The organism is Methanolobus sp. WCC4, assembly GCF_038022665.1.
Lineage (GTDB): Archaea > Halobacteriota > Methanosarcinia > Methanosarcinales > Methanosarcinaceae > Methanolobus.
Genome location: NZ_CP150629.1, coordinates 113,907 through 138,431, shown reverse-complemented (window position 1 = coordinate 138,431; position 24,525 = coordinate 113,907). Strand labels below are relative to the sequence as shown.

General features: G+C 45.0%; 22 protein-coding genes. 14 read left to right on the top strand and 8 right to left on the bottom strand.

Annotated elements, in window-relative coordinates:
* Positions 1-48: 48 nt before the first annotated feature.
* Positions 49-717 carry a DNA repair and recombination protein RadB gene (gene radB / locus V7O63_RS00665; RefSeq protein WP_340820861.1) on the bottom strand — a complete coding sequence of 223 codons (669 nt, stop codon included), beginning with the start codon at positions 715-717 and terminating at the stop codon, positions 49-51.
* 651 nt (positions 718-1,368) lie between these two features.
* Here radB and V7O63_RS00660 point away from each other — a divergent pair.
* From V7O63_RS00660 to V7O63_RS00635, 6 genes are all read left to right on the top strand, one after another.
* Entirely contained in the window at positions 1,369-1,620 is a 252-nt protein-coding gene (locus V7O63_RS00660; RefSeq protein ID WP_340819215.1) for a glutaredoxin family protein, read from the top strand.
* 137 nt (positions 1,621-1,757) lie between these two features.
* Positions 1,758-4,049 carry an anaerobic ribonucleoside-triphosphate reductase gene (nrdD, locus tag V7O63_RS00655; protein WP_340820860.1) on the top strand — a complete coding sequence of 764 codons (2,292 nt, stop codon included), beginning with the start codon at positions 1,758-1,760 and terminating at the stop codon, positions 4,047-4,049.
* A gap of 16 nt (positions 4,050-4,065) precedes the next feature.
* Positions 4,066-4,854: an anaerobic ribonucleoside-triphosphate reductase activating protein gene (locus V7O63_RS00650; RefSeq protein WP_340819214.1), complete on the top strand. Its 789-nt coding sequence runs from the start codon at positions 4,066-4,068 to the stop codon at positions 4,852-4,854.
* Positions 4,855-4,919: 65 nt separating this feature from the next.
* On the top strand, positions 4,920-5,789 hold the full coding sequence (locus tag V7O63_RS00645; RefSeq protein WP_340819212.1) for a DUF4349 domain-containing protein: 870 nt from the start codon (positions 4,920-4,922) through the stop codon (positions 5,787-5,789).
* 131 nt (positions 5,790-5,920) lie between these two features.
* Positions 5,921-6,913: a thiamine-phosphate kinase gene (thiL, locus tag V7O63_RS00640; RefSeq protein ID WP_340819210.1), complete on the top strand. Its 993-nt coding sequence runs from the start codon at positions 5,921-5,923 to the stop codon at positions 6,911-6,913.
* Between the two features lie 114 nt (positions 6,914-7,027).
* Positions 7,028-10,759, top strand: coding sequence for an S-layer protein domain-containing protein (locus V7O63_RS00635; protein ID WP_340819209.1), 3,732 nt, complete (start codon positions 7,028-7,030; stop codon positions 10,757-10,759).
* Between the two features lie 43 nt (positions 10,760-10,802).
* On the opposite strand, the gene V7O63_RS00630 is transcribed toward V7O63_RS00635, so the two are convergent.
* Positions 10,803-11,324, bottom strand: a complete 522-nt coding sequence (locus V7O63_RS00630) for a helix-turn-helix domain-containing protein (protein ID WP_340819208.1) — start codon at positions 11,322-11,324, stop codon at positions 10,803-10,805.
* Between the two features lie 148 nt (positions 11,325-11,472).
* Here V7O63_RS00630 and V7O63_RS00625 point away from each other — a divergent pair, with 148 nt between their 5' ends.
* From V7O63_RS00625 to V7O63_RS00615, 3 genes are all read left to right on the top strand, one after another.
* Positions 11,473-12,495: an ABC transporter substrate-binding protein gene (locus tag V7O63_RS00625; RefSeq protein ID WP_340819207.1), complete on the top strand. Its 1,023-nt coding sequence runs from the start codon at positions 11,473-11,475 to the stop codon at positions 12,493-12,495.
* A 90-nt stretch (positions 12,496-12,585) separates the two neighbouring features.
* Entirely contained in the window at positions 12,586-13,413 is an 828-nt protein-coding gene (locus tag V7O63_RS00620) for an ABC transporter permease (RefSeq protein ID WP_340819205.1), read from the top strand.
* Positions 13,413-14,171, top strand: a complete 759-nt coding sequence (locus V7O63_RS00615; protein ID WP_340819203.1) for an ABC transporter ATP-binding protein — start codon at positions 13,413-13,415, stop codon at positions 14,169-14,171. The genes V7O63_RS00620 and V7O63_RS00615 overlap by 1 nt, the downstream gene beginning before the upstream one ends.
* A gap of 43 nt (positions 14,172-14,214) precedes the next feature.
* Here the strand turns inward: V7O63_RS00615 and V7O63_RS00610 are convergent, their stop codons facing one another.
* Entirely contained in the window at positions 14,215-14,646 is a 432-nt protein-coding gene (locus V7O63_RS00610) for a polymer-forming cytoskeletal protein (protein ID WP_340819201.1), read from the bottom strand.
* Between the two features lie 261 nt (positions 14,647-14,907).
* On the opposite strand from V7O63_RS00610, the gene V7O63_RS00605 reads away from it, so the two are divergent.
* A complete protein-coding gene (locus V7O63_RS00605) occupies positions 14,908-16,899 on the top strand; it encodes a PAS domain-containing sensor histidine kinase (protein ID WP_340819200.1) in 1,992 nt (663 codons plus the stop codon).
* A 16-nt stretch (positions 16,900-16,915) separates the two neighbouring features.
* Here the strand turns inward: V7O63_RS00605 and V7O63_RS00600 are convergent, their stop codons facing one another.
* The 5 genes from V7O63_RS00600 to V7O63_RS00580 form a co-directional block, all read right to left on the bottom strand.
* A complete protein-coding gene (locus V7O63_RS00600; RefSeq protein WP_340819199.1) occupies positions 16,916-17,620 on the bottom strand; it encodes a hypothetical protein in 705 nt (234 codons plus the stop codon).
* Between the two features lie 26 nt (positions 17,621-17,646).
* Positions 17,647-19,458, bottom strand: a complete 1,812-nt coding sequence (gene nrdD, locus V7O63_RS00595; RefSeq protein ID WP_340819198.1) for an anaerobic ribonucleoside-triphosphate reductase — start codon at positions 19,456-19,458, stop codon at positions 17,647-17,649.
* Positions 19,459-19,614: 156 nt separating this feature from the next.
* Positions 19,615-20,448, bottom strand: coding sequence for an Mrp/NBP35 family ATP-binding protein (locus V7O63_RS00590; RefSeq protein WP_340819197.1), 834 nt, complete (start codon positions 20,446-20,448; stop codon positions 19,615-19,617).
* A 97-nt stretch (positions 20,449-20,545) separates the two neighbouring features.
* Positions 20,546-20,851, bottom strand: a complete 306-nt coding sequence (locus V7O63_RS00585) for a DUF134 domain-containing protein (protein WP_340819196.1) — start codon at positions 20,849-20,851, stop codon at positions 20,546-20,548.
* Positions 20,852-20,957: 106 nt separating this feature from the next.
* Positions 20,958-21,755 (bottom strand): undecaprenyl-diphosphate phosphatase, encoded by a 798-nt coding sequence (locus V7O63_RS00580; RefSeq protein ID WP_340819194.1) that lies wholly within the window; start codon positions 21,753-21,755, stop codon positions 20,958-20,960.
* Between the two features lie 157 nt (positions 21,756-21,912).
* On the opposite strand from V7O63_RS00580, the gene V7O63_RS00575 reads away from it, so the two are divergent.
* The 4 genes from V7O63_RS00575 (at position 21,913) to V7O63_RS00560 (ending at position 24,475) form a co-directional block, all read left to right on the top strand.
* Complete coding sequence (locus V7O63_RS00575) at positions 21,913-22,275, top strand: NifB/NifX family molybdenum-iron cluster-binding protein (protein ID WP_340819193.1); 363 nt, start codon at positions 21,913-21,915, stop codon at positions 22,273-22,275.
* 61 nt (positions 22,276-22,336) lie between these two features.
* Complete coding sequence (locus V7O63_RS00570; protein ID WP_340819192.1) at positions 22,337-22,723, top strand: NifB/NifX family molybdenum-iron cluster-binding protein; 387 nt, start codon at positions 22,337-22,339, stop codon at positions 22,721-22,723.
* 21 nt (positions 22,724-22,744) lie between these two features.
* Positions 22,745-23,599: an ATP-binding protein gene (locus V7O63_RS00565; protein ID WP_340819191.1), complete on the top strand. Its 855-nt coding sequence runs from the start codon at positions 22,745-22,747 to the stop codon at positions 23,597-23,599.
* Positions 23,600-24,475: an ATP-binding protein gene (locus V7O63_RS00560; RefSeq protein ID WP_340819190.1), complete on the top strand. Its 876-nt coding sequence runs from the start codon at positions 23,600-23,602 to the stop codon at positions 24,473-24,475. It abuts the gene before it with no gap.
* The last annotated feature ends 50 nt before the right edge of the window (positions 24,476-24,525 follow it).

Genomic DNA, 24,525 nt, shown 5'->3' with positions numbered 1-24,525 from the left:
CGAAAATACTCTCTTTTTTTCTTTTCATTTCAGGTATCTGGTATCTAGTTACCTGACACCTTCATTGGTGATGCTGAACTCGCATGTCCCGCCTTCGGGAAGTGAACGGTGTTTCCAGAGTTTTGCACGTCTTTTGCCATCACCTGTCTTTTCGAGCTGGATGATGGTTTTGGATATGTGCTCTATCCCGCTGCCACCTATGGGTCTTGCATTCCCTGTTGCGATGTCGGTGTAGATCTGGTTGGTTATTACTGCCACTATCCTGTGTTTGCGGGCGATGGCGTGTATGAAACCTATCTGATTCGAGAGTTCTCTTCTGGTTCTCATACTTGATTCTTCATGATCGAGCTCGAACCGGTAGAATGCTGTTGCAGAATCAACTACTATCAACCCTATCTTATCAGAGATGAGTTTCTCTATCTCTTTCACGGCAGCGTACTGCTCCTCGAAGTTGTGAGGCTCAAAGATAATTATGTGCTGTGCTATCTCCTTTGCATTCTCTCCTGCTATCTGTTTGAATCTTGCAGGGGAAATGGCCTCCGTGTCAATATAGATCACTTTCTTTCCTTTTTTGACACATTCCACTGCAAGCTGAAGGGACAGATTTGTCTTACCACTCCCGGGTTCTCCGAATATCTGGGTGACGACTCCTGCTTCGAATCCTCCTCCAAGGAGGTCATCAATGGGCTTGCAGCCGGAGCTTAGTTGTTCAGTTATCTTTTACACCTCTTGGTCGGGTTATCTGGTATAGTGTGGTTAATGATATAGATATTTTGGCAATTTCGGCTCTGTAGAGATTCTAATTGTTAATGAGTTTTCAAGTATACCTGCAGATAAACACAGATACATCCACCTCCTTCGGAGTTGGATGCCTGCTGAACTTTCGTTCAGCTGGTCACGCAGATAAGGGTTATTCGCATCTGTGTGTATCTGCGTGCATCTGTGGTCTATACTAAGGTAGAGTTTTTCTATAGGGCCGCAATTTTCTCAACTTATGTCCTGCGACACTGTCTGGCAGGTTGGCAGAAACTTCTGTTCGATGGTATGGTGATGGGTCTCTGGACGGGGTAGATCTTGGGGTATGATTTTGAGCACCATGTAGTCTATCATGTATTATATCATAATTGATAACAATATATTATCATATTTGGTTATAGAACTGATGTCGTATGGTCTGATGTATATTCAAATGAAGTCTGAAAAACCATTATTAAGCAATATGGCATTTGTATAATTTACCTTCTGGAAACAGAGGTCATCACCACTACAATGCCTATTGAATGTGTTTTTCAATTTGGCATTGTTGTTCCTCTTAGGAAGGCACTTACTATAAAATAATTAATATATAGAATATAGGGACGCGAGAGAATGGTTGAAGTGGTAATATATACAACACAGACTTGCCCGAAGTGCGAGCAACTCAAGAAGGTACTTGGTTCAAAGGGAGTTTCTTTTGAAACTGCAGATATGTCTACTCCTGAAGCTTTGACCGAACTCAAATTCAATGGTGTTTTCACCATGACTGCCCCTGTACTCCAGATCGGCGATGAGTTTTTAACTCATAAGGAACTGTTCAGTGGTCCTGACGTGAATCTGGAAGCACTGAGTAGCATACTATAATAATACTATCGAATTTTGAGGTGGGAATGATGGAATTATGTGCAACCAATACCAAAGACAAGACAGAACTTGAAAAGGCAGAGTTGGGAACTGACCTTCAGGTTCACGCAGAGGAAGACGAGAGGACAGATATCAGTATGACACCGCTCACAAAACAGCATGCTATACAGAAGACACTCGATGGCCATGACATATCCATAATGCCAAAGGTGCGTACCACATCAGGGCATATGGTCGATTGGGACAGAAGTGTAATAGTGGACCAGTTGATGAAAGAAACCAAGCTTGCTGAGAGATTCCATGGCAAGCAAGGCATTGAGAAGGATGAGGCATTCGATATTGCCAGGGACGTCGAGAAACGTATCAGAAGTCTTGATCTTAAGTTCCTTTCAGGTCCGCTTATCAGGGAGATCGTTAACATGGAACTCCTGCAGAGGGGCCATGTCGAGTGGAGGAATGTATCCACAAGGATAGGTACTCCTGTATACGATGCATGTGAGATCGATCTCGGAAGTGGTTTTGAGGCTAACGACAATGCAAACCTTCAGGAGAATGCAGAGACATCACATAAGAAGAAGGCAGATAAGATCTCAAAGGAACAGTACCTGCTCCTGCTACCTCCGAAGCTTGCTGACATGCACCTTAATGGTGATCTTCACATTCATGACCTTGAGTACCTCGGTACCCGTGCATTCTGCCAGGACTGGGATCTCAGGTATTTCTTCTACTATGGTCTCATGCCTGATGGATCAGGTGCAAAGGCCAGTGTAGCCGGTCCTGCAATGAAGGCAGAGGTCGCTATCCTCCACGCAGTGAAGGCTCTGGGAAGTGCCCAGACGAACTTTGCAGGTGGTCAGGGATTCTATAATTTCCTCACATTCCTTGCTCCATACTTCGAGGGCAAGAGTTACGGTGATATAAAGCAGCTCATGCAGATGTTCGTGTACGAGATGACCCAGATGATGGTTGCTCGTGGAGGACAGGTTGTGTTCTCCTCCGTTCAGCTTTCCCCTGGTGTACCAAAGCTCTGGAAGGACAAGCCTGCTGTTTATAAGGGACGTGTCCACGATGGTACTCACGGTACACATGAACGTACCTATGGTGAGTTCGAACGTGAGGTCCGTCTTGCGTTCAAGGCTCTCATGGATGTTATGATCGAGGGTGACAACTGGGGTAAGCCTTTCAATTTCCCAAAGCCTGAGATCTCCATTGAACCTGACTTCATAGAAGAGGATGAGTTCTACAACATGGCACATCCTGATCTGCCAACATACGAAGAACTCTATGACATGACATTCGAACTTGCAGCAAAGTTCGGCACTCCATATTTCGATAATCAGTTACCTGAATACAGAGGCGCAGGCGAGGGTATATCCTGCTATCAGTGCTGTGCATACCAGTTCTCAGCAAATGCTGATGCAGATGACAGTTTCGACGACAAGCTCATGTTCAAGGATGGAAAACATTTCTCAATGGGTTCCTGGCAGGTTGTCTCTCTTAACTGCCCACGAGCGGCATACAGAGCGAATGGGGATGATTCTGCTCTGTTTGCCGACCTCAAACACCTCATGGATCAGTGTATCGACCTCTTTAAGACAAAGCGCAGCTGGATGGACAATATCATCGAGAACAACAGGATGCCATTCGCAACACAGAGGCCAAAGGACCCTGTTACAGGTGAGAAGGGCTGCATTGCAGTTGATATCGATGCACTTGTCTGCACGATCGGTGTCATAGGTATCAATGAGATGGTCCAGTATCATGTCGGTTCCCAGATACACGAGTCAAAGGATGCATTCAAGTTCGCCATCAGAGTAATGACCGAGATGGAGATGTACGCCCACGAGCTCAGCCAGAAGCACGGTCTTGAGATCGCTCTTGCACGTACTCCTGCAGAGACCACAGGTCAGAGATTCTCAGTATCCGATATGCTCCACGATGAGTACAGGGACTGTGTCCTTGAGGTCGTACAGGGTGACAAGGAAGCTGCTCTTGCAAATCTCAGAAAGACGACAGACCTGCCAGTGTACTACACCAATGGTACTCACGTACCACCGGGTGCTAACATCTCACTTGTCGACAGGATGAATATCGAGCATGTGTTCTTCCCGATCGTTGACGGAGGTAATATCTGTCACATATGGATGGGAGAAGGCGCTCCTGATGCAAAGGGCCTTAAGGAATTTGCAATGAACATTGCAAAGAACACCCAGATCGGTTACTTTGCTTTCACCAAGGACATGACAGTGTGTCTCAATGACTTCCACATGATGTCAGGTCTTAAGTGCTCATGCGAGAACTGTGGTTCCGAGAACGTCGAGCAGATGTCCAGAGTAACCGGATATGTTCAGGCAGTAGGCGGCTGGAACAATGGTAAGAGGCAGGAGCTTGAGGACAGGATGCGTTACAGCTCCTCAGACATGATCTGAAAGATCAAAGTGAACTATGAAAGTGAACTATGGGAACACTGTTCCCATATCAACTGTCGATTGGCACGGTAAAGTGTCAATTGTCTTCTTTTTACGTGGATGTCCTTACAGGTGTCCTTATTGTCAGAACTATGAGCTTCTCTTTGAAAGCAACATGGTTGACATTTCATTGCTCGAAGCTGAGATGAAGAAGTCCCGGCTCTTTGTCAGCAGTATGGTCCTCTCAGGTGGCGAACCCCTGATGCAGAAGGATGCTGTGAAGCACCTTGCACGGTTTGCAAGGAAGATCGGCCTGCTGGTCGGTATCCATACTAACGGCTATTATCCTCACGTAATGGCCGAACTGATGGAAGAAGGGCTTGTGGACAAATTCTTCATCGACGTTAAAGCTCCGCTTGATGATTCGGAAAAGTATTCAAAGGCCATTGGTTGTAAGGAGTATTCTGATATCCACATCAAGCCGGAAATTGTAATTGCAAAGGTGTCCGAATCCATCAGTCTTGTTCTGGAAAATGATGTTGATCTCGAACTGAGGACCACGGTCATCCGGGACTTCATGGGAAGTTCTGATGATGTTTCAGAAATTGCAAGTTCCATCAATGAACTTACCGGGAGCCGGGATGTGGTCTATGTGCTCCAGCAGGGATTTGCTGAGAATGCAATGATGGAGTCTCTCAGGGATACAAAGCCATTGAGCAGGGATGAACTTCTTGAACTGGCAGAGGTTGCCCATGAGTTCCTTGACAACATATATGTAAGGAGCAAAGAGAAAGGCAACGAAAAAGTTAAGTTCGGATCAGTTTGAAGTTTAAACAATTTTTTAATACTTTGATGTCGATCATTTGATTATACATTAAATGGTGTGATCGAATGAAAACAAAATACAGTAGCATTATAGTAGTGATGCTTTTACTTATGGCTACTCTTGTATCGGGATGTGCCGGGGTATATAAGGATAGCTATTCCCAGAAATCAGCAGATTATGTTGTAATTGAAGATAGTGGTGATTCTTACGCAATAAATGCAATTTCAGAAGAAGCAGCCTATGATGGTGATTACAGTGGAGCTTCCACCACTTCCGTGGAACGCAAGACGATAACGACTATCGATATGACGATAAAGGTCGATGATGCTGCAGCAGGTATCGATGAGATATCAAAGATGGCTGTGGCTTCAGGTGGTTATGTTTCCAGTTCCTATGTCTATGATTCATACTATGATTCCAGTTCCGGCAAGGAGGGCTACATAACTGTCAGGGTTCCTGAATCGGAATATCCTACTTTCCTGGATGATGTTTCCGGTCTTGGGGAAGTGACATCAAAGAGCGTGAATGCCCAGGATGTCACAGAAGAATACATAGATGTCAGCGCACGTCTGGATAATCTTGAAAGGCAGGAAGCACGCCTTCAGGAGATCCTCAATATGACCGGAACGGTCGAAGAGGTCCTCAATGTTGAGAAAGAACTTGAAAGGGTACGCGGTGAGATAGAGAGTCTTACTGGAAGATTGAATTATCTTGATGATAGGATCGAGTTCTCAACCATTACGATACGTGTGACAGAACCAAGACCTATCACACGTTCATGGGGTATCCGGGATGCATTATCTGAATCTGTCAATGGTTTCATCTCAATGGTCAATGCACTGATCATCCTTGTGGGCTATCTCCTTCCGCTTGTGATCGTTGTTGCAGTGCTTGGCGGCTCATTTGTGATCCTGAGACGAAGGATGCGCAGGTGAGCTGAGCTTTGTTCCTGGATTGTTTGCTGATGATGGTTCGTCAGCAAACTTCCTCCTGAACTCTTCTTCTTTATCCTGTGATGTGGTCCCTTGCTGAGTAACTATATATAGCACAAAAATAGCTGATAACTATGACTGATTCTACTCCTGTATCTGAGATAGGTGAGCGTTCACTTATAATGCGATTATCCGGTATCCTCAATTGTGGTTGCGATCCCGATGTTCATATAGGCTCAGGAAGTGATGATTGCGCGGTTATTGACATTTCCGAGGAAGAGTATATGGTCATAACAACGGACATGCTGCACAGGACCACGGATTTCCCTCTTCAGATGACTCCGTGGCAGATCGGCTGGATGTCGGCTGCGGTGAATTTCAGTGATGTTGCATCAATGGGTGCACGCCCGGTTGGTTTTCTTTCTGCAATGGGTTTCTCAAAGGACACAGATATCTCTTTTGTGGAGGGGATCTCTAAAGGTATGGATGACTGTGCAAAGTTCTGCGGAACATCGGTCATAGGCGGGGATATAGATACCCATGATGAACTAACGATCACTGGAACAGCACTTGGAAAGGTCAAAAAATCGGAACTTCTGACCCGTAAAGGTGCAAATGTTGGCGATAAAGTATGTGTTACCGGTTTTGCAGGTTCTGCCGGGGCAGCGCTTCATGCAATACTGAATGATATTGAAGCTCCTGAAAGTCTTCTGAATAAGCTGTTGACCCCTATCCCCCGTGTGAACGAGGCGATGGAACTTGCACGTTCAGGTGCCGTGACATGCATGATGGATACAAGTGACGGGCTTGCCATGTCCCTGCATGATCTTGCAGACCTCAATGGAGTTGGTTTCAGGATAGATGAGGCTTCTCTGCCCATACAGCCCGAGATCTCGGAATATATCACCTCTGATGCGACTACTCTTACAGAATTAGCACTCTATACAGGCGGGGATTTCGAGCTGCTATTCACGGTAGCTCCTGATATGCTGGAGGCTGCTCAAAGCGCATGTTATTTAAATGTTATAGGGGATGTAGTTGAAGGGGAACTTGGTACAGTCATTAAATGTCGTAGTGGACAAAACCTGACGATAAATCGAAAAGGTTATCTACAATTGGGGGATTAAGTTAGGCTATATAGTTTACGATATTGATTATTGATATTTAATTAAGGAAGGTTTAGAATGCGAAACAAGTTCAAATTACTTTTATTTGGATCAATGCTAATTATGTTCACAGGGTTGGCATTAGGATTACCAGGTCCTGTGACTGGTATTGGTGAAACTTCGACCGGTACCAGCTGGATCTATTGGGAATGGACCAATCCTGGAGATGCAGACTTCAATGAGATCCTTGTTTACATAGATGGCAGTCAGGTGGCTACTTTATCAAATACAACTACTTTCTATAATGCTACAAGTCTCACAGAATCGACCTCTTACCAGATAAGCACTATCACCACCAATTTCACAGGAGAAAGCGACCCTGCTTCCTGGGCAAACGATACAGCATCAACAACATCTTCAGTTGATGTAACTGCTCCGGGCCCTGTAACATCACTTACTGGTTCTGCTGGCGCAACATGGATCGAGTGGAGCTGGACCAACCCCGGAGATTCTGATTTTGATGGTACTATGATCTATCTTGATGGTGTCTATCAGACAAATCTTACCAGTGGTGATGCTTCTTACAATGCCACTTCCCTTAGTGAATCTACTTCTTATGAAATAAGTGTCAGAACATTTGATACATCCAGCAATATTGGTGACTGGACAAATAGTTCTGTATCAACCACATCATCTACTGACACAACTGCTCCCGGAGCTGTAACATCTTTGAGCAGCTCAACAGGTGAGACCTGGATTGAGTGGAGCTGGACCAACCCTTCAGATTCTGACTTTGATGGTACCATGATCTATCTTGATGGTGTCTATCAGACAAATCTTACCAGTGGTGACTCTTCTTACAACGCTACAAGTCTCAGTTCAAGCACCTCATATCAGATAGGTATCAGAAGCTTTGATACTTCAAGTAATATCGGTGACTGGACCAACAACTCTGCAACAACTGACACTCCAAGCGGTCCCGATACTACTGCTCCAGGAAGTGTAACTTCTCTGGAAGTCGATGAGAAGGGTAGTGACTGGATCAAGTGGACATGGGACAACCCATCAGATTCTGATTTCAATCATAGTATGATTTATTTAGGTGGTACTTTTGTAGCTAATGTTTCCGATGAATACTATACTGCCACTAATCTGAGTTCAAGCACTAGTTACACAATCAATGTACATACTGTTGATACTTCTGACAACGTGAACACTGCAGATGTTACGAATACAACGAGCACATATTCACAAACCTATCTCACAGGCGACAGGATATGGGATGAGGATGCCGGTCAGTCTACAACCTATACATGGGACGCACAAAGTTTCTCTGGTTTCTTCTATGACTTAGAGTCTGGCCTAAGTTCAGAATCAATGACAATCTCAGATATTGATCGTTCACTTGGAGAAGGTGATATTGTCTATGAGACAAGACCTGTTGAAACAGATTTCGATCACAGTGATTGGGGATCATATCAGGTGATTGGTTTCATGGCCGAGAAGTACTTCGCAGGATATACTGACAACACCTCGATTGACGGTGTTGAAGAGGTAAGCATGATGTCTGCTGGTCAGTTGTCTAAGATTCTTATCGATGATGATGACAAGGACTCTGTTTATGCTGGTGCATCACTTGAACTCGAGGAAGGTTACTCACTCAACATCGTTGAGGTTGACGTGAATGGTAACAGCGTATATGTGACCCTTACAAAGGATGGCGATGATGTTGACAGCGCTGTTGTCTCCAGTGGTGATGACTATGTTTATGAGGATGACCTTGGTGATGCCGATGATGTTGCTATGGTCATTGTTCACTTTGATGAGGTTTTCAGTGGTACAGAGACCAATGCTGTTTTCGTAGAAGGTATCTTCCAGATATCAGATGATTACCTGGAACTGGATCGCGGTGAGAGCTATGGTGAGATGGAGATAACATCTATCAGTGAAGACCTGATCGAAATGGAAAATGAGGATACGGTCTCACTTTCAAAAGGAAAGGAAATAAACCTCATGGGCAGCATCAATCTCATAGTTGCTGATGATAGTGGTACACTCAGATTTGCACCATATGTGGATATGTCCGAACCGGGAACATATGAACTTCGTGGAACTGTTGTAGAAGGAAGCGGAGAGTTCACATGGAATCCGCTAAACTTTGAAGGTTTCTATTACGATATCGATGAGGGTATACAGACCGAGACCCTTGAACTGACATCAATTTCTGGAAGAAAGATTGCGGAAGGAGGCCTTGTATATACGAGTGTTCCTGAATCTGTCGAGTTCGAGCACTCAGAATGGGATAATTTCCAGGTAATTGGATTCATGGCTCAGAAGTATTTCGCAGGTTATTCTGACGATACAAATATTGATGGTGTTGATGAGGTAAGTCTCATTTCTAGTGGTCAGTTGTCTGAAGTGCTCATGGATGATGACGATGAGTTCTCAGTTTACTCGGGACGTTCACTTGAACTTGAAGAGGGATATACTCTTGATATAATTGAGGTTGACACTAATGGTGACCGTGTACTTATTGAATTGTACAAGGATGGAGATGAAGTTGACACAGGTATATTGAGCTCCGATGATGACTATGTCTATGAGGTGGACCTTGGAGATGTTGATGATGTACCTCTTATCATAGTTCACTTCAATGATGTGTTCGCAGGTACTGAATCAAATGCTGTTTTTGTTCAGGGTATTTTCCAGATATCTGAAGATTACCTATCTCTGGAAAGTGGTGACACCTATGGTGAAATGGAAATTACAGGTTTTGGTGACGATTACATCGAAATGGAGAATGAGGATTCTATTTCCCTTAGCAGTGACAAGGATATCACACTGATGGGTGAGATTGGTATCAAGGTCGCAGATGATTCTGATACCCTAAGATACTATCCATATGTCGAGAAGGTAGTTGGTACATCAGAGACACTGGATATCGATCTTAGTGATTCCACTGTTTCAATAGATGATGAGGTCACAATCGAAGTAACTGCACGTGGTGCATCCATAAGTGAGGCCACTGTCAAGGTAGATGGTACAACGATCGGTACGACAGACGATGAAGGTATACTTGAGTACACTCCTGATGAGGCAGGTGAGTTCGAGATCACTGCTGAGAAGACCGGATATGGAACCGGCTCAGAGGACCTTGAAGTTATCGATCCGGATGACGAGACCCGTGCTATGAGCATTGAGGTATCCCCTGATGAGGTCTATGAAGGCACTTCCACGACCATCTATGTCATACAGTCCATCGGCGGGGATGCAGTCTCAGGTGCTGAAGTGACCTTCGACGGAAAGTCTATCGGAACCACGGACAGTGAAGGCACAGTCACCTACACTGCTACCGAGGCAGGAACACACAAGATAATAGCCACAAAGTCCGGTAAGAATGATGCTGAACTTGACTTCAAGGTTCAGGAACTTGCGGCCAATTTCGAGTTCAGCAACCTTGAGATAAGTCCTCTTGAGATCAAGCAGGGACAGACGGCCACTATCAGTGTAGAGGTTGAGAACACCGGTACTGCCGATGGTTCATATAATGTTGACCTTAAGATAGATGATGTCGTTGTGGACTCACAGGAAATTACCCTGGCCATGGGTGAATCAACAGTTCTCGAATTCGAACATGAAGAGGAAGAGATGGGTACCTATGAGGTCAAGGTTGGAGGTCTTACAACCACCTATGAGGTATTCGAGAAATCCGGTACTATCTGGTATGTCCTTGGAGCAATTTCACTGGCAGCAGTTGGTGGAGTAGCTTATCTGTTCACAGCAGGTGGCTGGACCGTTGAGATCGCACAGGCAAAGACCGCTGAAGCGATAGCAGCACTTAAAGAGTTGATCGGTAACCTCCGATAAACTCTTTTTCTCTCTTTTCTATTTTTTAATTCTCTATTTAGGATCAGCTTATCTTCTTCACTCCAAGTTCGATAGCTTCCAGAAGACTGTTCTTTGGCATTATGGTTGCAACAGGTATCCTCAATATCTTCTCGATGGTAGGACTTACTATAGGTGCACATACCAGTGCTCTGGCTCCATCTCTCTCTGCACGCACTGCAGCGATTATAGCATCTTCCATGGTTGTTGCAGAGTATTCCCTGATCGTGCAGAGATTTCCACCTATCTTCCTTTTCGTTTCGCTGATACTATCAAGCACGGGTCGTGCAGCAATAACCGCTATGAACTCTCCTTTCTCTGAACCTTCAAGTCTCTTCACGGTTCGGATTATCTGCCTGAGAGTCTTTACATTAGGTTCCCTTTTACCTGACATGATCTTATAGAGTGTACTTGCAGGAATATCTGCATGGTCGGCGAACTCAGCTATGTTCATATTCAGTTCTTCTTTAATGGTGGCTGAAAGGACCTTCCTGAATTCCTCGTCAGACTCAAAAACAGCATCTATTATCTTATCAGCAGTATTCATCTCTACACACCAGTATTTTAGTGTCCTATTAAGGCAAACTCCTCGGTTTAATTTACACGTTAAGGATATAATACTTGCGAAATGTGGAAATATATATAATATATAGGCCCGTGCATTTTATTTATCTAACACTAACAGAGGTGGTAATGTGAACTATAAACAGACACTGAAATTAATTTCCACTTTATTTTTAGCAGTTGCCATTATCTCAGCAGTTTTCATCTCCGGATGCACTGAGAAGGCAGCAGATGATGAAGAAGAGGCAACAGCCATTACAGAACTCACGTTTGGCTATCAGCCAAGTACCCATCAGATAGCATACATAACCGCAAAGGAGAAAGGATGGTGGGAAGAGGACCTTGCACCTTATGGAATAGAGTCCATCGATGACAATCTGTTCCCCACTGGTGCACCTGAGATGCAGTCAATGCTCGCAGGAGATATAGATGTTGCATATGTCGGTGCAGCACCTGTTATCGCTGCCCTTGCAAGTGGTCTTGATGCAAAGATCGTAGCTGCTGTACAGATACAGGGCTCAGACATCGTGGTTCGTACGGACCTCCCTTATGAAAGCCCTGAAGACCTGAAAGGACTCAAGATCGCAACATTCCCTCCAGGTACCATTCAGGACACACTTCTCAGGGACTGGCTGAAAGATAACAATATCGATCCCGATGAGGATGTCGAGATCCTTGGAATGGGCCCGGGAGATGCAATTACATCTATCTCAGCAGGTCAGGTAGATGCAGTATTCCTTCCGCATCCTGCACCGGCAATGATCGAGAGTGAAGGTACAGGAAGGTCGGTTGTCTCCTCTGGTACAATGCTTCAGGATCATGCATGCTGTGTCGTTGCTGTAAGCGGTGAGCTCATAAGGGAACACCCTGAGATCGTCCAGCAGATAGTTGAGACACATGTACGTGCAACAGAATACAATTCCGAGAATCTGGATGAAGCAGCACAGATATTCGCTGATGACCAGGACTGGGATGTAGAACTTGTAAAGCAGTCACTGGAAGAATGGGATGGTTCCTGGATAGCAGATCCGAGCCTGATAGTTAACTCTACAGTGGATTATGCACATGTCCAGTATGAACTTGGATACATTGAGAGCGAACTTACAGAGGATGATATATTCGATCTGAGCTTCTATGAAGCTCTTGATCAATGATCATCTTCTCTTTTTTGATACTAAATTTAAATAATAAGAGTTGTTTCTATAGTCTGTCAGGAGTTCTTATCTTCGATGACCGGAGGACCCATGGTAAAAAAACATCTTCAGAAACTCAGTGGTAAAAGTGTAGAGATCCTCTCTATATGTTCTGCGATAATTCTCTGGCAGCTCATTGCTGTATATGTAGTACAGAACAAGTTCTTCCTTCCGAGTTTTACGGATGTCACCTTTGCATTCATGGATATTATCTCAAAAGATGCAAAACTGGACCTTCTGGACCTTGATTATCAGCTACCGGTTTTGTTGGTGGACCTTATCTACAGTCTCATGCATTTCTGGATAGGTATGCTCTCTGCTCTGGCAGTGGGTATTCCTGTAGGAATGATAATGGGATGGTTCAGGACCATCGACCGCATAGTTGATCCGCTTATCGAGATAGTACGTCCTATCCCACCGCTTGCGTGGATACCTTTTGCTATCATCTGGATAGGCCTGAACCCGCTGGCAGCAGGTTTTCTGATATTTATCGGTGCTGTCTTCCCTATAATTATAAACACTTTCACAGGTTTCAAGAGCGTTTCGCGTGTCTATGTTGAAGCTGCGAAGGTCCTTGGTTGTAATACTGACCGTGAGCTTATTCGGTATGTAGCTCTTCCATATGCTCTTCCCTCGATAGCTGCAGGCATCAGGATAGCCATGGGTGTCGGGTGGATGTGCCTTGTGGCTGCAGAGATGTTCGGTGTGAGCAGGAATGGTCTTGGATACAAGATATGGCATCACTACTATCTACACAACATGGACCTCGTACTGGTGTATATGTTACTACTCGGTTTCCTCGGACTCTTCATTGACAGGGCACTGAGGTATTATATCGATGGTAAGCTCCTTAAATGGCGCAAAGGGGTTGTGATCTGATGGGTCAGGTAAAAGTAAGCAATATCACTCGCAGGTTCACGAAGGACCATGACACTTCCACACTTGCACTGGATAATGTGAGTATGAAGGTCGATGACGGGGAATTCGTTTGTTTCCTTGGTCCCTCTGGCTGTGGAAAGACCACCCTGCTACGGATCATATCCGGTCTGGATAAACCTGATGAAGGTGAGGTATATCTGGATGGCAGGAAAATAGATGCTCCAGGTCCTGACAGGGGTATGGTGTTCCAGGAATATTCTCTCTTCCCCTGGAAGACCGTGATGGAGAACATCATATTCGGCCCCCGGATGAGTGGAATTAAAAAGAAGGATGCGATCGATGATGCTGAAAAGTATCTGGAGATGGTAGGTCTTCAGCAGTTCAGGAACAGTTACCCGTATGAACTATCCGGCGGTATGAAGCAAAGGGTGGCTATAGCAAGGGCCCTTGCAAACGAACCTTCAGTTCTGCTCATGGACGAACCTTTTGGCGCACTGGATGCGCAGACACGTAATGTCCTTCAGCGGGAATTGCTTGAGATATGGGAAAAGAACAACATTACCATTCTTTTCGTGACGCATAGTGTCGATGAGGCTGTATTCCTTGCAGACAGGATAGTCATGATGAGTGCACGTCCCGGTAAGATAAAAGAGATTATCGATGTGGACCTGCCAAGACCTCGTGAGAGGACAAGTCTTGAAGCCAACACTCTCCGTGACAGGATCCTTAGATCCCTTGCCATGGAACAGAATAAGTGAGCTTTAATGGGATTTTAAAAGCAGTTGAATGGGACAAATGCGTTCATTCCGAACGCACAATTACCTTTGTACCTGATTCTATTTCCCTGATACTGGTCTTTCCGACCAGTTCCATTGTTCTGCTGGCCTTTGCAAAACCGATATCACAGTCAGGGCGTACAAGCATCTCCTCTCCTGCAATGGCGGAGCCCTCTATCTTCACGGAGTCGAATATCTTCAGGTCACCTGCAACCTCTATACTACCACTTATCTCTGACCTTGCACCGATTATAGCCTTATCAGCGGTGATGTTCCCTTTGACGAATGTTCCTTTCCCAAGCTCAAGAACGCCTTTTACATTAAGGTCCTTCCAGAAATTAGATCCTGCACCAACCATGAAATTGCCATCGATGATAACGCTCTTTTCGAAATAGGCTTTTTTGCTGGCAATGTAGGTATTAGAATCCTCATGATACTTTATCGGGCTTTCACTCATCTAAGGTCACCATTTCTATTCCAATTGTTCTTTATTATTATAAATGCTACTGAAAAGCCGGAAAATATCCTTATATTCTTCTTATAATTATTCCTGTTTATCTGCTGTAATTGTGTGATCTGTTCAAAACCATATTTTTATATATAAATAGAACAAATGCGAATACTAACTATTATATATTATCCTATCTATACAATTATATGCATCTGGGCTTTGCAGTGTAGCTCACTACAGTGTGTTTGCAGGATACAAGGTGTATAGATGGAAATTAAAAAAGAAGAACCTGTTCGGGAAGATGTCGATAGTGGACACTCTTCTGATACAGATGAACCAGTTCATCTCTCTGTAAGATCCATCCCTTTTTCTGAGATAGAGGCTTTCAACGTCTCTTTTGACCTTCTGGACCATCCGGTGTTCATCATTGACAAAGATGGTCTTATGCTGTTTGCAAATAAAAGCGGTAGAAGTTATCTGGGTCTCAGTGAAGCTGATATATCACAGGATGACCTTATCGAGTTACACGTACCTGAGGATCAAAGAAAAAGAGCAAGGTCTTTTTTCACTTCGGTCCTATCTGATCCCTGCTCTGATGAGGATAAGTTTGAATTGCCTCTTATGGGTGTTGATGGGGAACAAAGGATCTTCTTATTACAAACAGGTATTTTGAACGACACTATGTCCTCAGACAATGCACTTCTTCTATCCTGTATGGATATCCATGGAAGAAAACAGCAGGAAGATGAGTTGCTGCTGGAATTCGAAATGCTCTATGATCATCTTTATTCTATTCCCTACGCCCTTGTCCTTTCCGACTACAAAGGAATGATCACTTTCTGGAATGAACATGCAAGTAACATATTTGGTTACTCCCGGGATGAAATGATAGGTCAGCATATCACTCTTATAATGCCCAAACGCTATCGTAAAGCCCACGAGGGCTGGGATGAGATAGTCTCTATAGGAAAGTCTCCTATTGTCGGCAAAATAGTAGAGTTGACAGGTCTGCGAAAAGATGGCACGGAATTACCTATTGAAATTGCAGTCACGACCACGAGGATGAAAGGCAACATCTTCCATGGAGCTATCATCAATGACATCTCCAAGAGGAAGATGAGGGAGAGGCTTACGAGCATTGCAAAGAACAAATATCGTATGATGTTCGAAAAATCACCTCTGGGTATCTTCCATTTTGATGAGAATGGTGTCATAACCCAGTGCAATGAGAATCTTGTGAAGATCCTTGATGTACCTGTAGAGGATGTTATTTCCCAGGTCATTGGTTTTAATATGCTGGAGTCCTTCGAAGACGATAATTCCATAAAGAAGGCTGTTCAGCAGGTACTTGCGGGGATACCTGCAAGATATGAGGATGATTTCCATTCACCGTTCTCTGATAAGGCAATCCCTATCAAGGCAGAGTTCAGTCCTGTGATCTCAGATGAAGGTAAATTCATGGGTGGTGTTTGTGTTGTGGAGGATTTCACAGAGCGCAAGGCCGCAGAGAAAGCCCTCAATCAGTATGCAGAGGATCTGGCAAAAGCCAACGAGGAACTAAAATCCCTTGACAGGATGAAGGATGAGTTCATTTCCAACCTGAGGCACGAGCTGAAAACGCCGCTGATCCCTCTAAAAGGATACAGTGAACTGATGTATGAAGGTGCACTGGGTGAGCTCACAGATAAACAGAAGAATGCAGCTGAAAAGATGATGCTAAGTTCCGAAAGGCTCAGGCGTCTGATAGATTCTCTCATCTATGTCAGTATCACTGAAGGAGGAAATGTAGAGTATAGCTTTGTTCCGCTCAGGGTATCGGAAATGATAGATTCTGCTGTACATGACAGGTCCCCTGAGATCACAAGTAAAGGACATAAAGTAGAACTATCTATCGCAAAGGATATTCCTCTGATCAATGGTGATCTTGACTATCTTGAAGAGGTATTCATACACATCATCGATAATGCTATAAAATTCATGCACAAAGATGGGATACTTAAAATATCTGCCAAATTGCAGGATGATGATAAGATCCATATCAAAGTGGCTGACAATGGGATAGGTATCTCAGAGGATAATCTCTCTCATATATTCGATAGATTCTATCAGGTAGACGGTTCATCAACACGCAAATACGGTGGTAACGGTCTTGGTCTGTACATATGCAAAAAGATAATAGAGGCCCACAGTGGCGACATATGGGCAGAGAGCAAGGAAGGAAGGGGAACGAGCATTCACATCCTTTTGCCTGCGAAATGAATCTGATCCCGATTTTTCATTTCATGTACTCATGAATGGTGATAAGGGACAATGATGTGGTATTGATATCACCGCCATCTTTTCCCCATGAACCATTGTCGTTCATGTTTGACAATATCCAGTTAAAAGAGTCCTCTGTCACATTTTTAGATCCTGCAAGGATAAGTGACTGGATGACAAGGTTGCTTGTGGCAAGTGTCTTCCATGCAGCATCATGTTCTTTTTGTGATATTATCCACTTTGCACGTTCATCGATAAAACCTGCATAGCCGTTCTCATTCTCTTCCCTGCACCCTGACTGCTTGATAAGCGCGGTTATGATAAGTGCCGTGGTTCCGGGATGTTCCCATTTCGGTCCGTAGTTATCAATAAGCCACCGGCATCCTTCAGGGTCATGATGACCCATATCCGCAAGTGCCATCAGTGCATATGTGCTGTCATAGACATCATCGTTCCATGAACTGCCGGTCTTTTTAGAGAGCAGCCATTCCTTCACTTCGGGAAATATGATGCCTGTAAGTGCAAGGACCGAGGCTGCACGCGAGGTATCTCTCAGGTCACAGTTCCAGGACCCATCGTTCCTCAGGCCTATTAGCTTCTCCCTGTATTCGTTTTCCTCATCCCATAGGTGGCTTGCCTGCACTATACGTGCAAGGTCCTTAACCTTCGATATCTGCTGTGAATAGAGCCACTTGAACGATGCTTCACTGTTAAAATGCATAATGTTCTGATGGTCCGGACGCTTATCTATCTTTCTGAAATGCTATCCAGTCTGTATCGGTGCCGTTCTTCATATTCCTTTATCTTACCAGGGTTCCAGTTGTTCACATGTCCGTAGTATCCTGTGACCCTTGAGATATGGTCAACTATCTCCCTCTGGCAATGCGGACATATTTCCTGACTTCCTCTGGAACTATGTCCGTTCTCACATATGGAGAAATCAGGTGAGAAACAGAAATATGCAAGTTTCGTCCTCGTAATCCGTTCGATCAGGTCAGAAAGTCCCACTGGTTCCGGATAGCTCTCTCCCATCCATATGTGGGAGATGGTTCCACCTGTGAAGTAAGGATGGAAATCGGACTCAATTTCTATACGATTGACAAGGGATGTGTCACTTCTGTAAGGTACATGAGTGGAGTTCGTGTAGTAAGGAGCATCATCGCTTCCCTGGATGTTCGCACCTTCTCCATATTTTGCACGGTCCAGCAGGGCAAAGCGGTGGGCTGTGCTCTCAGCAGGCGTCTGTTCCAGTGTGTACTCAATGTTGTCTTCTTTTGAGTATCGCTCGAGTCTCTTTGCCATATGGCGTATGATCCTGAGTCCGTTCTCTTTTTGTTCCAGTAGTGTCTCTCCGGTGAGGTTCATAAGGCATTCATTAAGTCCCACCACGCCAAATGTGAGGTGACGTTTGAAGAAGTCGTAATAGGGTATGCCATCGTCTGTGACCATGAGGAGCCACGGTAGTATCTTCCACTGATACAATGCTTTTTTGATGATCCCGTTCCCGTCAAGCAGGGTCTGCCTGGCGATGTCCATTGTATTGTCAAGTTCATCGAAGAACTCGTCCATATCTCTTGAACGAAGTGAGACTCCAGGAAGGTTAATGGAAACGACTTTGTTGGAACCGTTCCCCATGCCTCCTGCATTCCAGATCCCGCCGGTATGTCTGGCAAAGAGACGGCAGCACATGGCGTGCACGGTCTCGTCAGAGAGGTAATCTGCTCTGAGGTTCAGGAAATAAGGTGCTCCGGTTGATGCGGTTGCCTGCATGGTGAGCTTCCACAAAGGGTCACTGAAGTCAAGGTCATTGGATATTGCTGTTGTTATCAGCGGGAAGGTAAAGGGGCATCCCTGTCCGTCACCATCTCCGGCAACTTCCATCATGACCCTGTAGATCCTCCTTGCCTCATCTTCGAAGTGGCTGTAGGTCTCATCAAGTTCCTTTCCTCCAAAGATGGCCTTCTGGTCTGCGATAAGTGGCGGACATGTTATCCTCAGTCCTATGTTAGTGAAAGCACTCTGGGCGCCGATGCGGTTGGACTGGTTCATCTGGAACATGAATCCCTGTATTATCTGCCTGAGCTGTTCCTCATCGATATCATCGAAATGAAGGTGGGGAGCAAGCATCCAGTTGAGCATATCGATCGCCTGTGCTCCTGCGAAGAATTGTTGTGAATGTACCATGAAGGACATGGCATGGTAAAGGGCCGATTCAAAACGTTTTGCCGGGAGACTGACCGTATCCGGGAAACGAAGCCCGTCCTTCAGGAAGATCCTGGCATCGATACCATTGCAATATGGTGTGAACGGGCTGTGAAGGTCATGGATATGGATCAATCCTTCCAGATGAGCCCATGCGCTTTCCTTTGAATATAGTTTCCTGAGGGCATACTGCTTCTTGACCTGTGCCGCAATATGCAGGTCAATGACTGATGGACTCAGGCGTGTGTTGGAGTTCTCTTTGAGCAGCCAGCTATCGTTCAGGAGGACATCATCGACAAGTTCTGTCGGGTTCCTGAAGTCAAGCCTGTCCACTTCCCTATGGCTTCCCACTTCCATATAGAAATGTCTGTTTTTTTAGTATATTAGACTGATCGATACAGAAAAGAAATAATATCCTGGATACAGACACAATTCTGTTAAAGTTTCCCGGGAATCAATTAAAAAAAAGAGGCTGGAAGAGTTCTTCTTCCTGAAAGGAGTAAGTCCTGAAACTCACTTCTTAAAACTCTCAACAGAATCGACGATCTTTGCGAAGCCCTTGCCCCAGAGCATCTCTTCATTGATGTCAGTGTGGACCTTTCCGCTGTCTTCGATCTCTGCGACCTTAGGGTCCATTGGGAGTTCCCCGATCACAGGGACATTGAAGTCGGCTGCTGCTTTCTCCACGCCGCCCTTGCCGAAGATGTCTATTGTCTCATCACAGTGAGGGCAGACTATTCCGCTCATGTTCTCCACGATGCCTATCACAGGTACCTTAAGTATCTCTGCGAATTTGATGGATTTCCTGACACTTACAAGTGCTACATCCTGTGGTGTTGTAACAACTACTGCGCCTTCCATCTTCTCGATAAGCTGTGCAATGCTCAGTGGCTCATCACCGGTTCCAGGTGGCAGGTCCACAATGAGATATTCCAGTTTGCCCCATGAGACATCCTCAAGGAACTGCTTGATGGCGGCCATCTTTGCAGGTCCTCTCCAGATCACCGGAGCGTCCTTATCCTCAAGGAGAAGTGCAACTGACATCACAGATAGGTTCTCGGTGACGCTGATAGGCACGATACCATTCTCATCCACAGTTGGCCTTTCGTCCTCGATCCCGAACATCTTCGGGATGCTTGGTCCGTGTATATCGGCATCCAGAAGACCTACCTTGTGTCCACGTTCTGCAAGTCTCGCTGCAAGGTTAGCTGCAACTGTACTCTTGCCTACTCCGCCTTTACCGCTCATCACCATTATCTTCTTCTGGATAGCTCTCATGTTCCTGATGAGCTTTGGTTCCTCTGCTTTCTTTAAAAGGTCCTCAGGACTCTGGATGTTCTGTGCCATATAATATCTCCTTTATGATCTTGGAATTGATGTAATACGTAAGTAATGCAATTAAGTAATGTAATTCAAAATGGCCTGCAAGGCGATGTTCCGGGAATCATTCAGTAGCATCAGGGTCTTTGCCAACGATCTCTATGGCCTTGCCTTCGATAAGTGCTGAAGCCACTTTCTTCCTTGCATTCTGAAGGTCCTGCCAGAAAGCCCTTCTTGATATTCCCATGCTGATAGCCGCTTCTTCCTGCTGCATTCCTTCAAGGTCTGCCAGCCTCAGGGCTTCAAGCTCCTCTATAGCAAGGGATACGGTATCAAGCTCTTTGAGTGGTACTCCTCTGGGTTTGAAATAGAGTACCTCCGGTGAGCATTCAACTCTTCTGGGTGATCTGGGTCTTCCTCTGCATGCCATTGTTATGCACTCATTGCGTGATGTTTTATTTATACATTTCCAGAAAAGCTTATGTATTTATTCTCTTTTGTGGCAAATAAGAGGATTGGAGGCTTTAAGCAAAGGCTCATACAAAATATGCCAGGATGCTGATCACTCCCAGCGCGATGCAGAACTTAGAGAAATCGAACCTTTTAGCCGCTTTGATGAACAGGTCTATGGTGAGTATCCCGAAGAGGAATGCAAAGAAGAGACCCAGCATGGAGTTCATATCAAAGCTCAGAAGTCCCATTGCACCCATGCCGACATCTGCTGCAAGGACTGCAGGTATGCTCATAAGGAAGCTCAGCCTGAGTGCCTGTGATGCTTCGATGTCTCTCAGGAGCAGGGTGGAAACGGTTATTCCTGACCTGCTGATTCCCGGAAGTGCAGCAAATCCCTGTGCTATTCCTGCGATGACAGAATCGGTTATAACAGGTTCATCTCTCTTCTTGGTCCTTTTTGCAGCGGATATCTGCAGAAGGCCGGTAATGATCAGGAGGAATCCGATGACTGCGGTTGCAAGTTTCCCGGAGAAATCCTCAGCTCCGGTAGCGAACAGGATCAGTGGCAGTCCTATTGCTCCTGTGATCGCTGTCGTGATGAGCAGGAACGTTATTATGCTGTTCTTTTTCTCACTAATGTCCCTGTTTTTCAGATAATCGGGTATCTCGGTAAGTATGTCTTTGAGGTCCTTTCTGAAATAGACAACAGCCGAGAGTAGGGTTCCTGTGTGCAGCCAAATGGCTATCGGCAACGCATCTGCAAGGCTCCTGTCAAAGACGTTCAGCATTACAAGGGTGGTCATCCCCTCGCTGCTTATAGGAAGCCATTCTGCGATACCCTGAACGATTCCCAGTACAATTGCTTCAAAAACAGTCAACATTCAATGCCAATTTGGTTCTGTTCGTATATATACGGGCTGGTCTGTTTTAATTTTTGAATTTTTATGAGTTGACCAGGTATCTGTTCTTGTCAGTTAAGCTTTTATATTTTGCCTCATATGTGGGATTATAATTTATTGCTCATATGGGTGAATTTCCGTGAAAATATGTGTTACATCAAAAGATGTCGGTCTGGATGCACCTGTTGATCCTCATTTTGGAAGGTGCGGGTATTTTGTTATGGTCGACCCTGAAACTATGGATCAGCTATCGCTAAAAAATGAACAGGTATCCGCTTCAGGTGGAGCGGGTGTGCAGGCTGCACAGCAGGTCATCAGCGAAGGGATAGATGTGTTGATCACCGGTAGTTTAGGCCCCAATGCATTCTCTTTGCTATCGGCAGAAAATATTGAGGTAAGGGTCTGCTCTACTGGCTCTGTCAAGGAGGCTGTGGATGCCTACGGCTCAAATTCGTTGGAGACAATAAAAGAGGCAAACTCGCCGGGAAAACCGGGAATGTAAGGTCCTCATCCTGAACATTCCGGGAACAATATCAATTATTAAAATATCAGAGGCGTGAAGTATGAAACTATGTATACCAGCAATGGGACAGAAAGGAATCGAAGAGACGGTTGGACAGCATTTTGGAAAGGTGCCTTATTACACATTGTATGACACAGAGACAAAGGAATCTTCTGTCATCTCTAACACAAGTGAGCACAATGGCGGAACAGGTCTGCCTCCTGAAATAATGGCAAAGGAAGCAGTCGATATAATGCTCTGTGGTGGTCTTGGAAGAAAGGCTGTCACGATGTTCGAGCAATACGGTATCGCTGTGTATATCGGTGCAACAGGGACCATACAGGATGCTATTGCTGCATGGGAGTCCAATGCCCTTTCAAAGGCAACACAGGATAACTCATGTGCCGGCCACGGTCATGACCATGACCATGACGGACATTGTCACTGAGCATCTCTAAGGTGTAATTGTATGAGAATAGCTATCGCAAGCGGAAAGGGTGGTACCGGCAAAACGACTGTTGCCGTCAACCTTGCCCTTGCGCTCGGAAGTGCTCAGCTGCTGGATTGCGATGTTGAAGAACCTAATTGCAATCTTTTCCTTGGTTTTGATATGGAAAAGCAGGAAGACGTGTTTTTGCCATATCCTGTGATCGATCAGCACAAATGTACTCTCTGTGGCAGATGTGCAGATATCTGCCAGTTCAATGCGATAGCCAGCCTCTCCAAAAGTATAATGCTATTCCCTAAACTTTGCCACGGCTGTGGTGGGTGTTCTCTTATTTGTTGCGAGGGTGCTATTCTGGAAAAGGTACGTTCAATAGGTACTATTGAAAAGGGAATCGATGATAGTTTTAATATTGAACTACTTCATGGCATCCTTAATATCAGTGAACCAATGGCATCTCCTGTCATAAGGCAGTTGCAGGAACATATCGATGACAGTACGGTTGTGATAATTGACTCTCCTCCGGGGACTGCATGTCCTGTCATAGCAGCCGTTGCTGACATGGATTATTGTGTACTTGTAACCGAACCAACGCCTTTTGGTCTTAATGACCTTGTTCTTGCAGTGGATGTTGTGAGGCAGATAGGCATTCCTTTCGGGGTGGTTATAAACAGGCATGGTATTGGTGATGATGCTGTGGAGGAATATTGTCATGCAGAGAACATTCCCATCCTCCTGAAAATTCCGTTTGGGCGGGATATTGCCGTACTCTACTCAAAAGGGATTCCTTTTGTAAAGGAAATGCCTGAATGGGGCAGTAATTTTCGTGATATGTATCGAAACATATGTGGATGTATCTCTTCCGAAAGTGGTGTCTGAATGGTAAAACAGATCACTGTCATCAGTGGGAAAGGTGGGACCGGAAAGACGACCATCACTTCCTCTTTTGCTGCACTTTCTGAGAGTGTAGTTATAGCAGACTGCGATGTCGATGCTGCTGATATGCATTTGATCCTTCAGCCGGATGTTCTTGAGGTACATGACTTCTATGGCCTTAAGGTTGCAAGCATCAACAAGGAGAAATGTATCGATTGCGGTGAATGTGTTTCATCCTGCAGATTCGATGCAATTGGCAGGTTCAATGTCGTTGACCCTTACAGGTGTGAAGGATGTGCGGTCTGTGGGCATGTTTGCCCTGAGAATGCCATTTCCATGATTGAGAAAAAGGCCGGAGAATACTACTGTTCAGTCACACGCTTTGGCCCGCTGGTCCATGCAAAGCTGGGAATTGGTGAAGAGGCAAGTGGTAAGCTCGTATCGAATGTAAGGCGCAGGGCTTCAGAGCTTGCAGAGGAGATGGGCAAGGACCTTATTCTTATTGATGGTCCTCCGGGTACCGGCTGTTCTGTGATAGCCTCAGTAACTGGTGTGGACCTTGTTCTTGTTGTCACGGAGCCAACGATATCCGGGAGGCATGATCTTGAACGGGTGATCAGTGTGGCACAACATTTCAGGATACCTGTTGTTGTTTGCATCAACAAACATGACCTTAATTTGGAACTTTCTCAGGAGATATACGATTATTGTAAAAACAATTGTATCTCTGTCATAGGCAAACTTCCATATGACAGGAGTCCTGTTGGATCAATGATGGTTGGAAAGACCGTTGTTGAGTATTGTGATAATAAATTCTCTCAGGAAATAAGGTCTATCTGGTCGATTATAGTGTCAACACTGGAAGACCAGGTCAATTAAAAAAGAAAAAGATAGTAGCACTTCTAAAGGTGCTACTATTCACCTGTTAT

Excerpts from the sequence above, each read along its gene's own strand:
- V7O63_RS00660 (WP_340819215.1), top strand. The coding sequence starts at position 1,369 with ATGGTTGAAGTGGTAATATATACAACACAGACTTGCCCGAAGTGCGAG.
- nrdD (WP_340820860.1), top strand. The coding sequence starts at position 1,758 with ATGACACCGCTCACAAAACAGCATGCTATACAGAAGACACTCGATGGC.
- V7O63_RS00650 (WP_340819214.1), top strand. The coding sequence starts at position 4,066 with ATGAAAGTGAACTATGGGAACACTGTTCCCATATCAACTGTCGATTGG.
- V7O63_RS00645 (WP_340819212.1), top strand. The coding sequence starts at position 4,920 with ATGAAAACAAAATACAGTAGCATTATAGTAGTGATGCTTTTACTTATG.
- thiL (WP_340819210.1), top strand. The coding sequence starts at position 5,921 with ATGACTGATTCTACTCCTGTATCTGAGATAGGTGAGCGTTCACTTATA.
- V7O63_RS00630 (WP_340819208.1), bottom strand. The coding sequence starts at position 11,324 with ATGAATACTGCTGATAAGATAATAGATGCTGTTTTTGAGTCTGACGAG.
- V7O63_RS00620 (WP_340819205.1), top strand. The coding sequence starts at position 12,586 with ATGGTAAAAAAACATCTTCAGAAACTCAGTGGTAAAAGTGTAGAGATC.
- V7O63_RS00615 (WP_340819203.1), top strand. The coding sequence starts at position 13,413 with ATGGGTCAGGTAAAAGTAAGCAATATCACTCGCAGGTTCACGAAGGAC.
- V7O63_RS00610 (WP_340819201.1), bottom strand. The coding sequence starts at position 14,646 with ATGAGTGAAAGCCCGATAAAGTATCATGAGGATTCTAATACCTACATT.
- V7O63_RS00605 (WP_340819200.1), top strand. The coding sequence starts at position 14,908 with ATGGAAATTAAAAAAGAAGAACCTGTTCGGGAAGATGTCGATAGTGGA.
- V7O63_RS00600 (WP_340819199.1), bottom strand. The coding sequence starts at position 17,620 with ATGCATTTTAACAGTGAAGCATCGTTCAAGTGGCTCTATTCACAGCAG.
- nrdD (WP_340819198.1), bottom strand. The coding sequence starts at position 19,458 with ATGGAAGTGGGAAGCCATAGGGAAGTGGACAGGCTTGACTTCAGGAAC.
- V7O63_RS00590 (WP_340819197.1), bottom strand. The coding sequence starts at position 20,448 with ATGGCACAGAACATCCAGAGTCCTGAGGACCTTTTAAAGAAAGCAGAG.
- V7O63_RS00585 (WP_340819196.1), bottom strand. The coding sequence starts at position 20,851 with ATGGCATGCAGAGGAAGACCCAGATCACCCAGAAGAGTTGAATGCTCA.
- V7O63_RS00580 (WP_340819194.1), bottom strand. The coding sequence starts at position 21,755 with ATGTTGACTGTTTTTGAAGCAATTGTACTGGGAATCGTTCAGGGTATC.
- V7O63_RS00570 (WP_340819192.1), top strand. The coding sequence starts at position 22,337 with ATGAAACTATGTATACCAGCAATGGGACAGAAAGGAATCGAAGAGACG.
- V7O63_RS00565 (WP_340819191.1), top strand. The coding sequence starts at position 22,745 with ATGAGAATAGCTATCGCAAGCGGAAAGGGTGGTACCGGCAAAACGACT.
- V7O63_RS00560 (WP_340819190.1), top strand. The coding sequence starts at position 23,600 with ATGGTAAAACAGATCACTGTCATCAGTGGGAAAGGTGGGACCGGAAAG.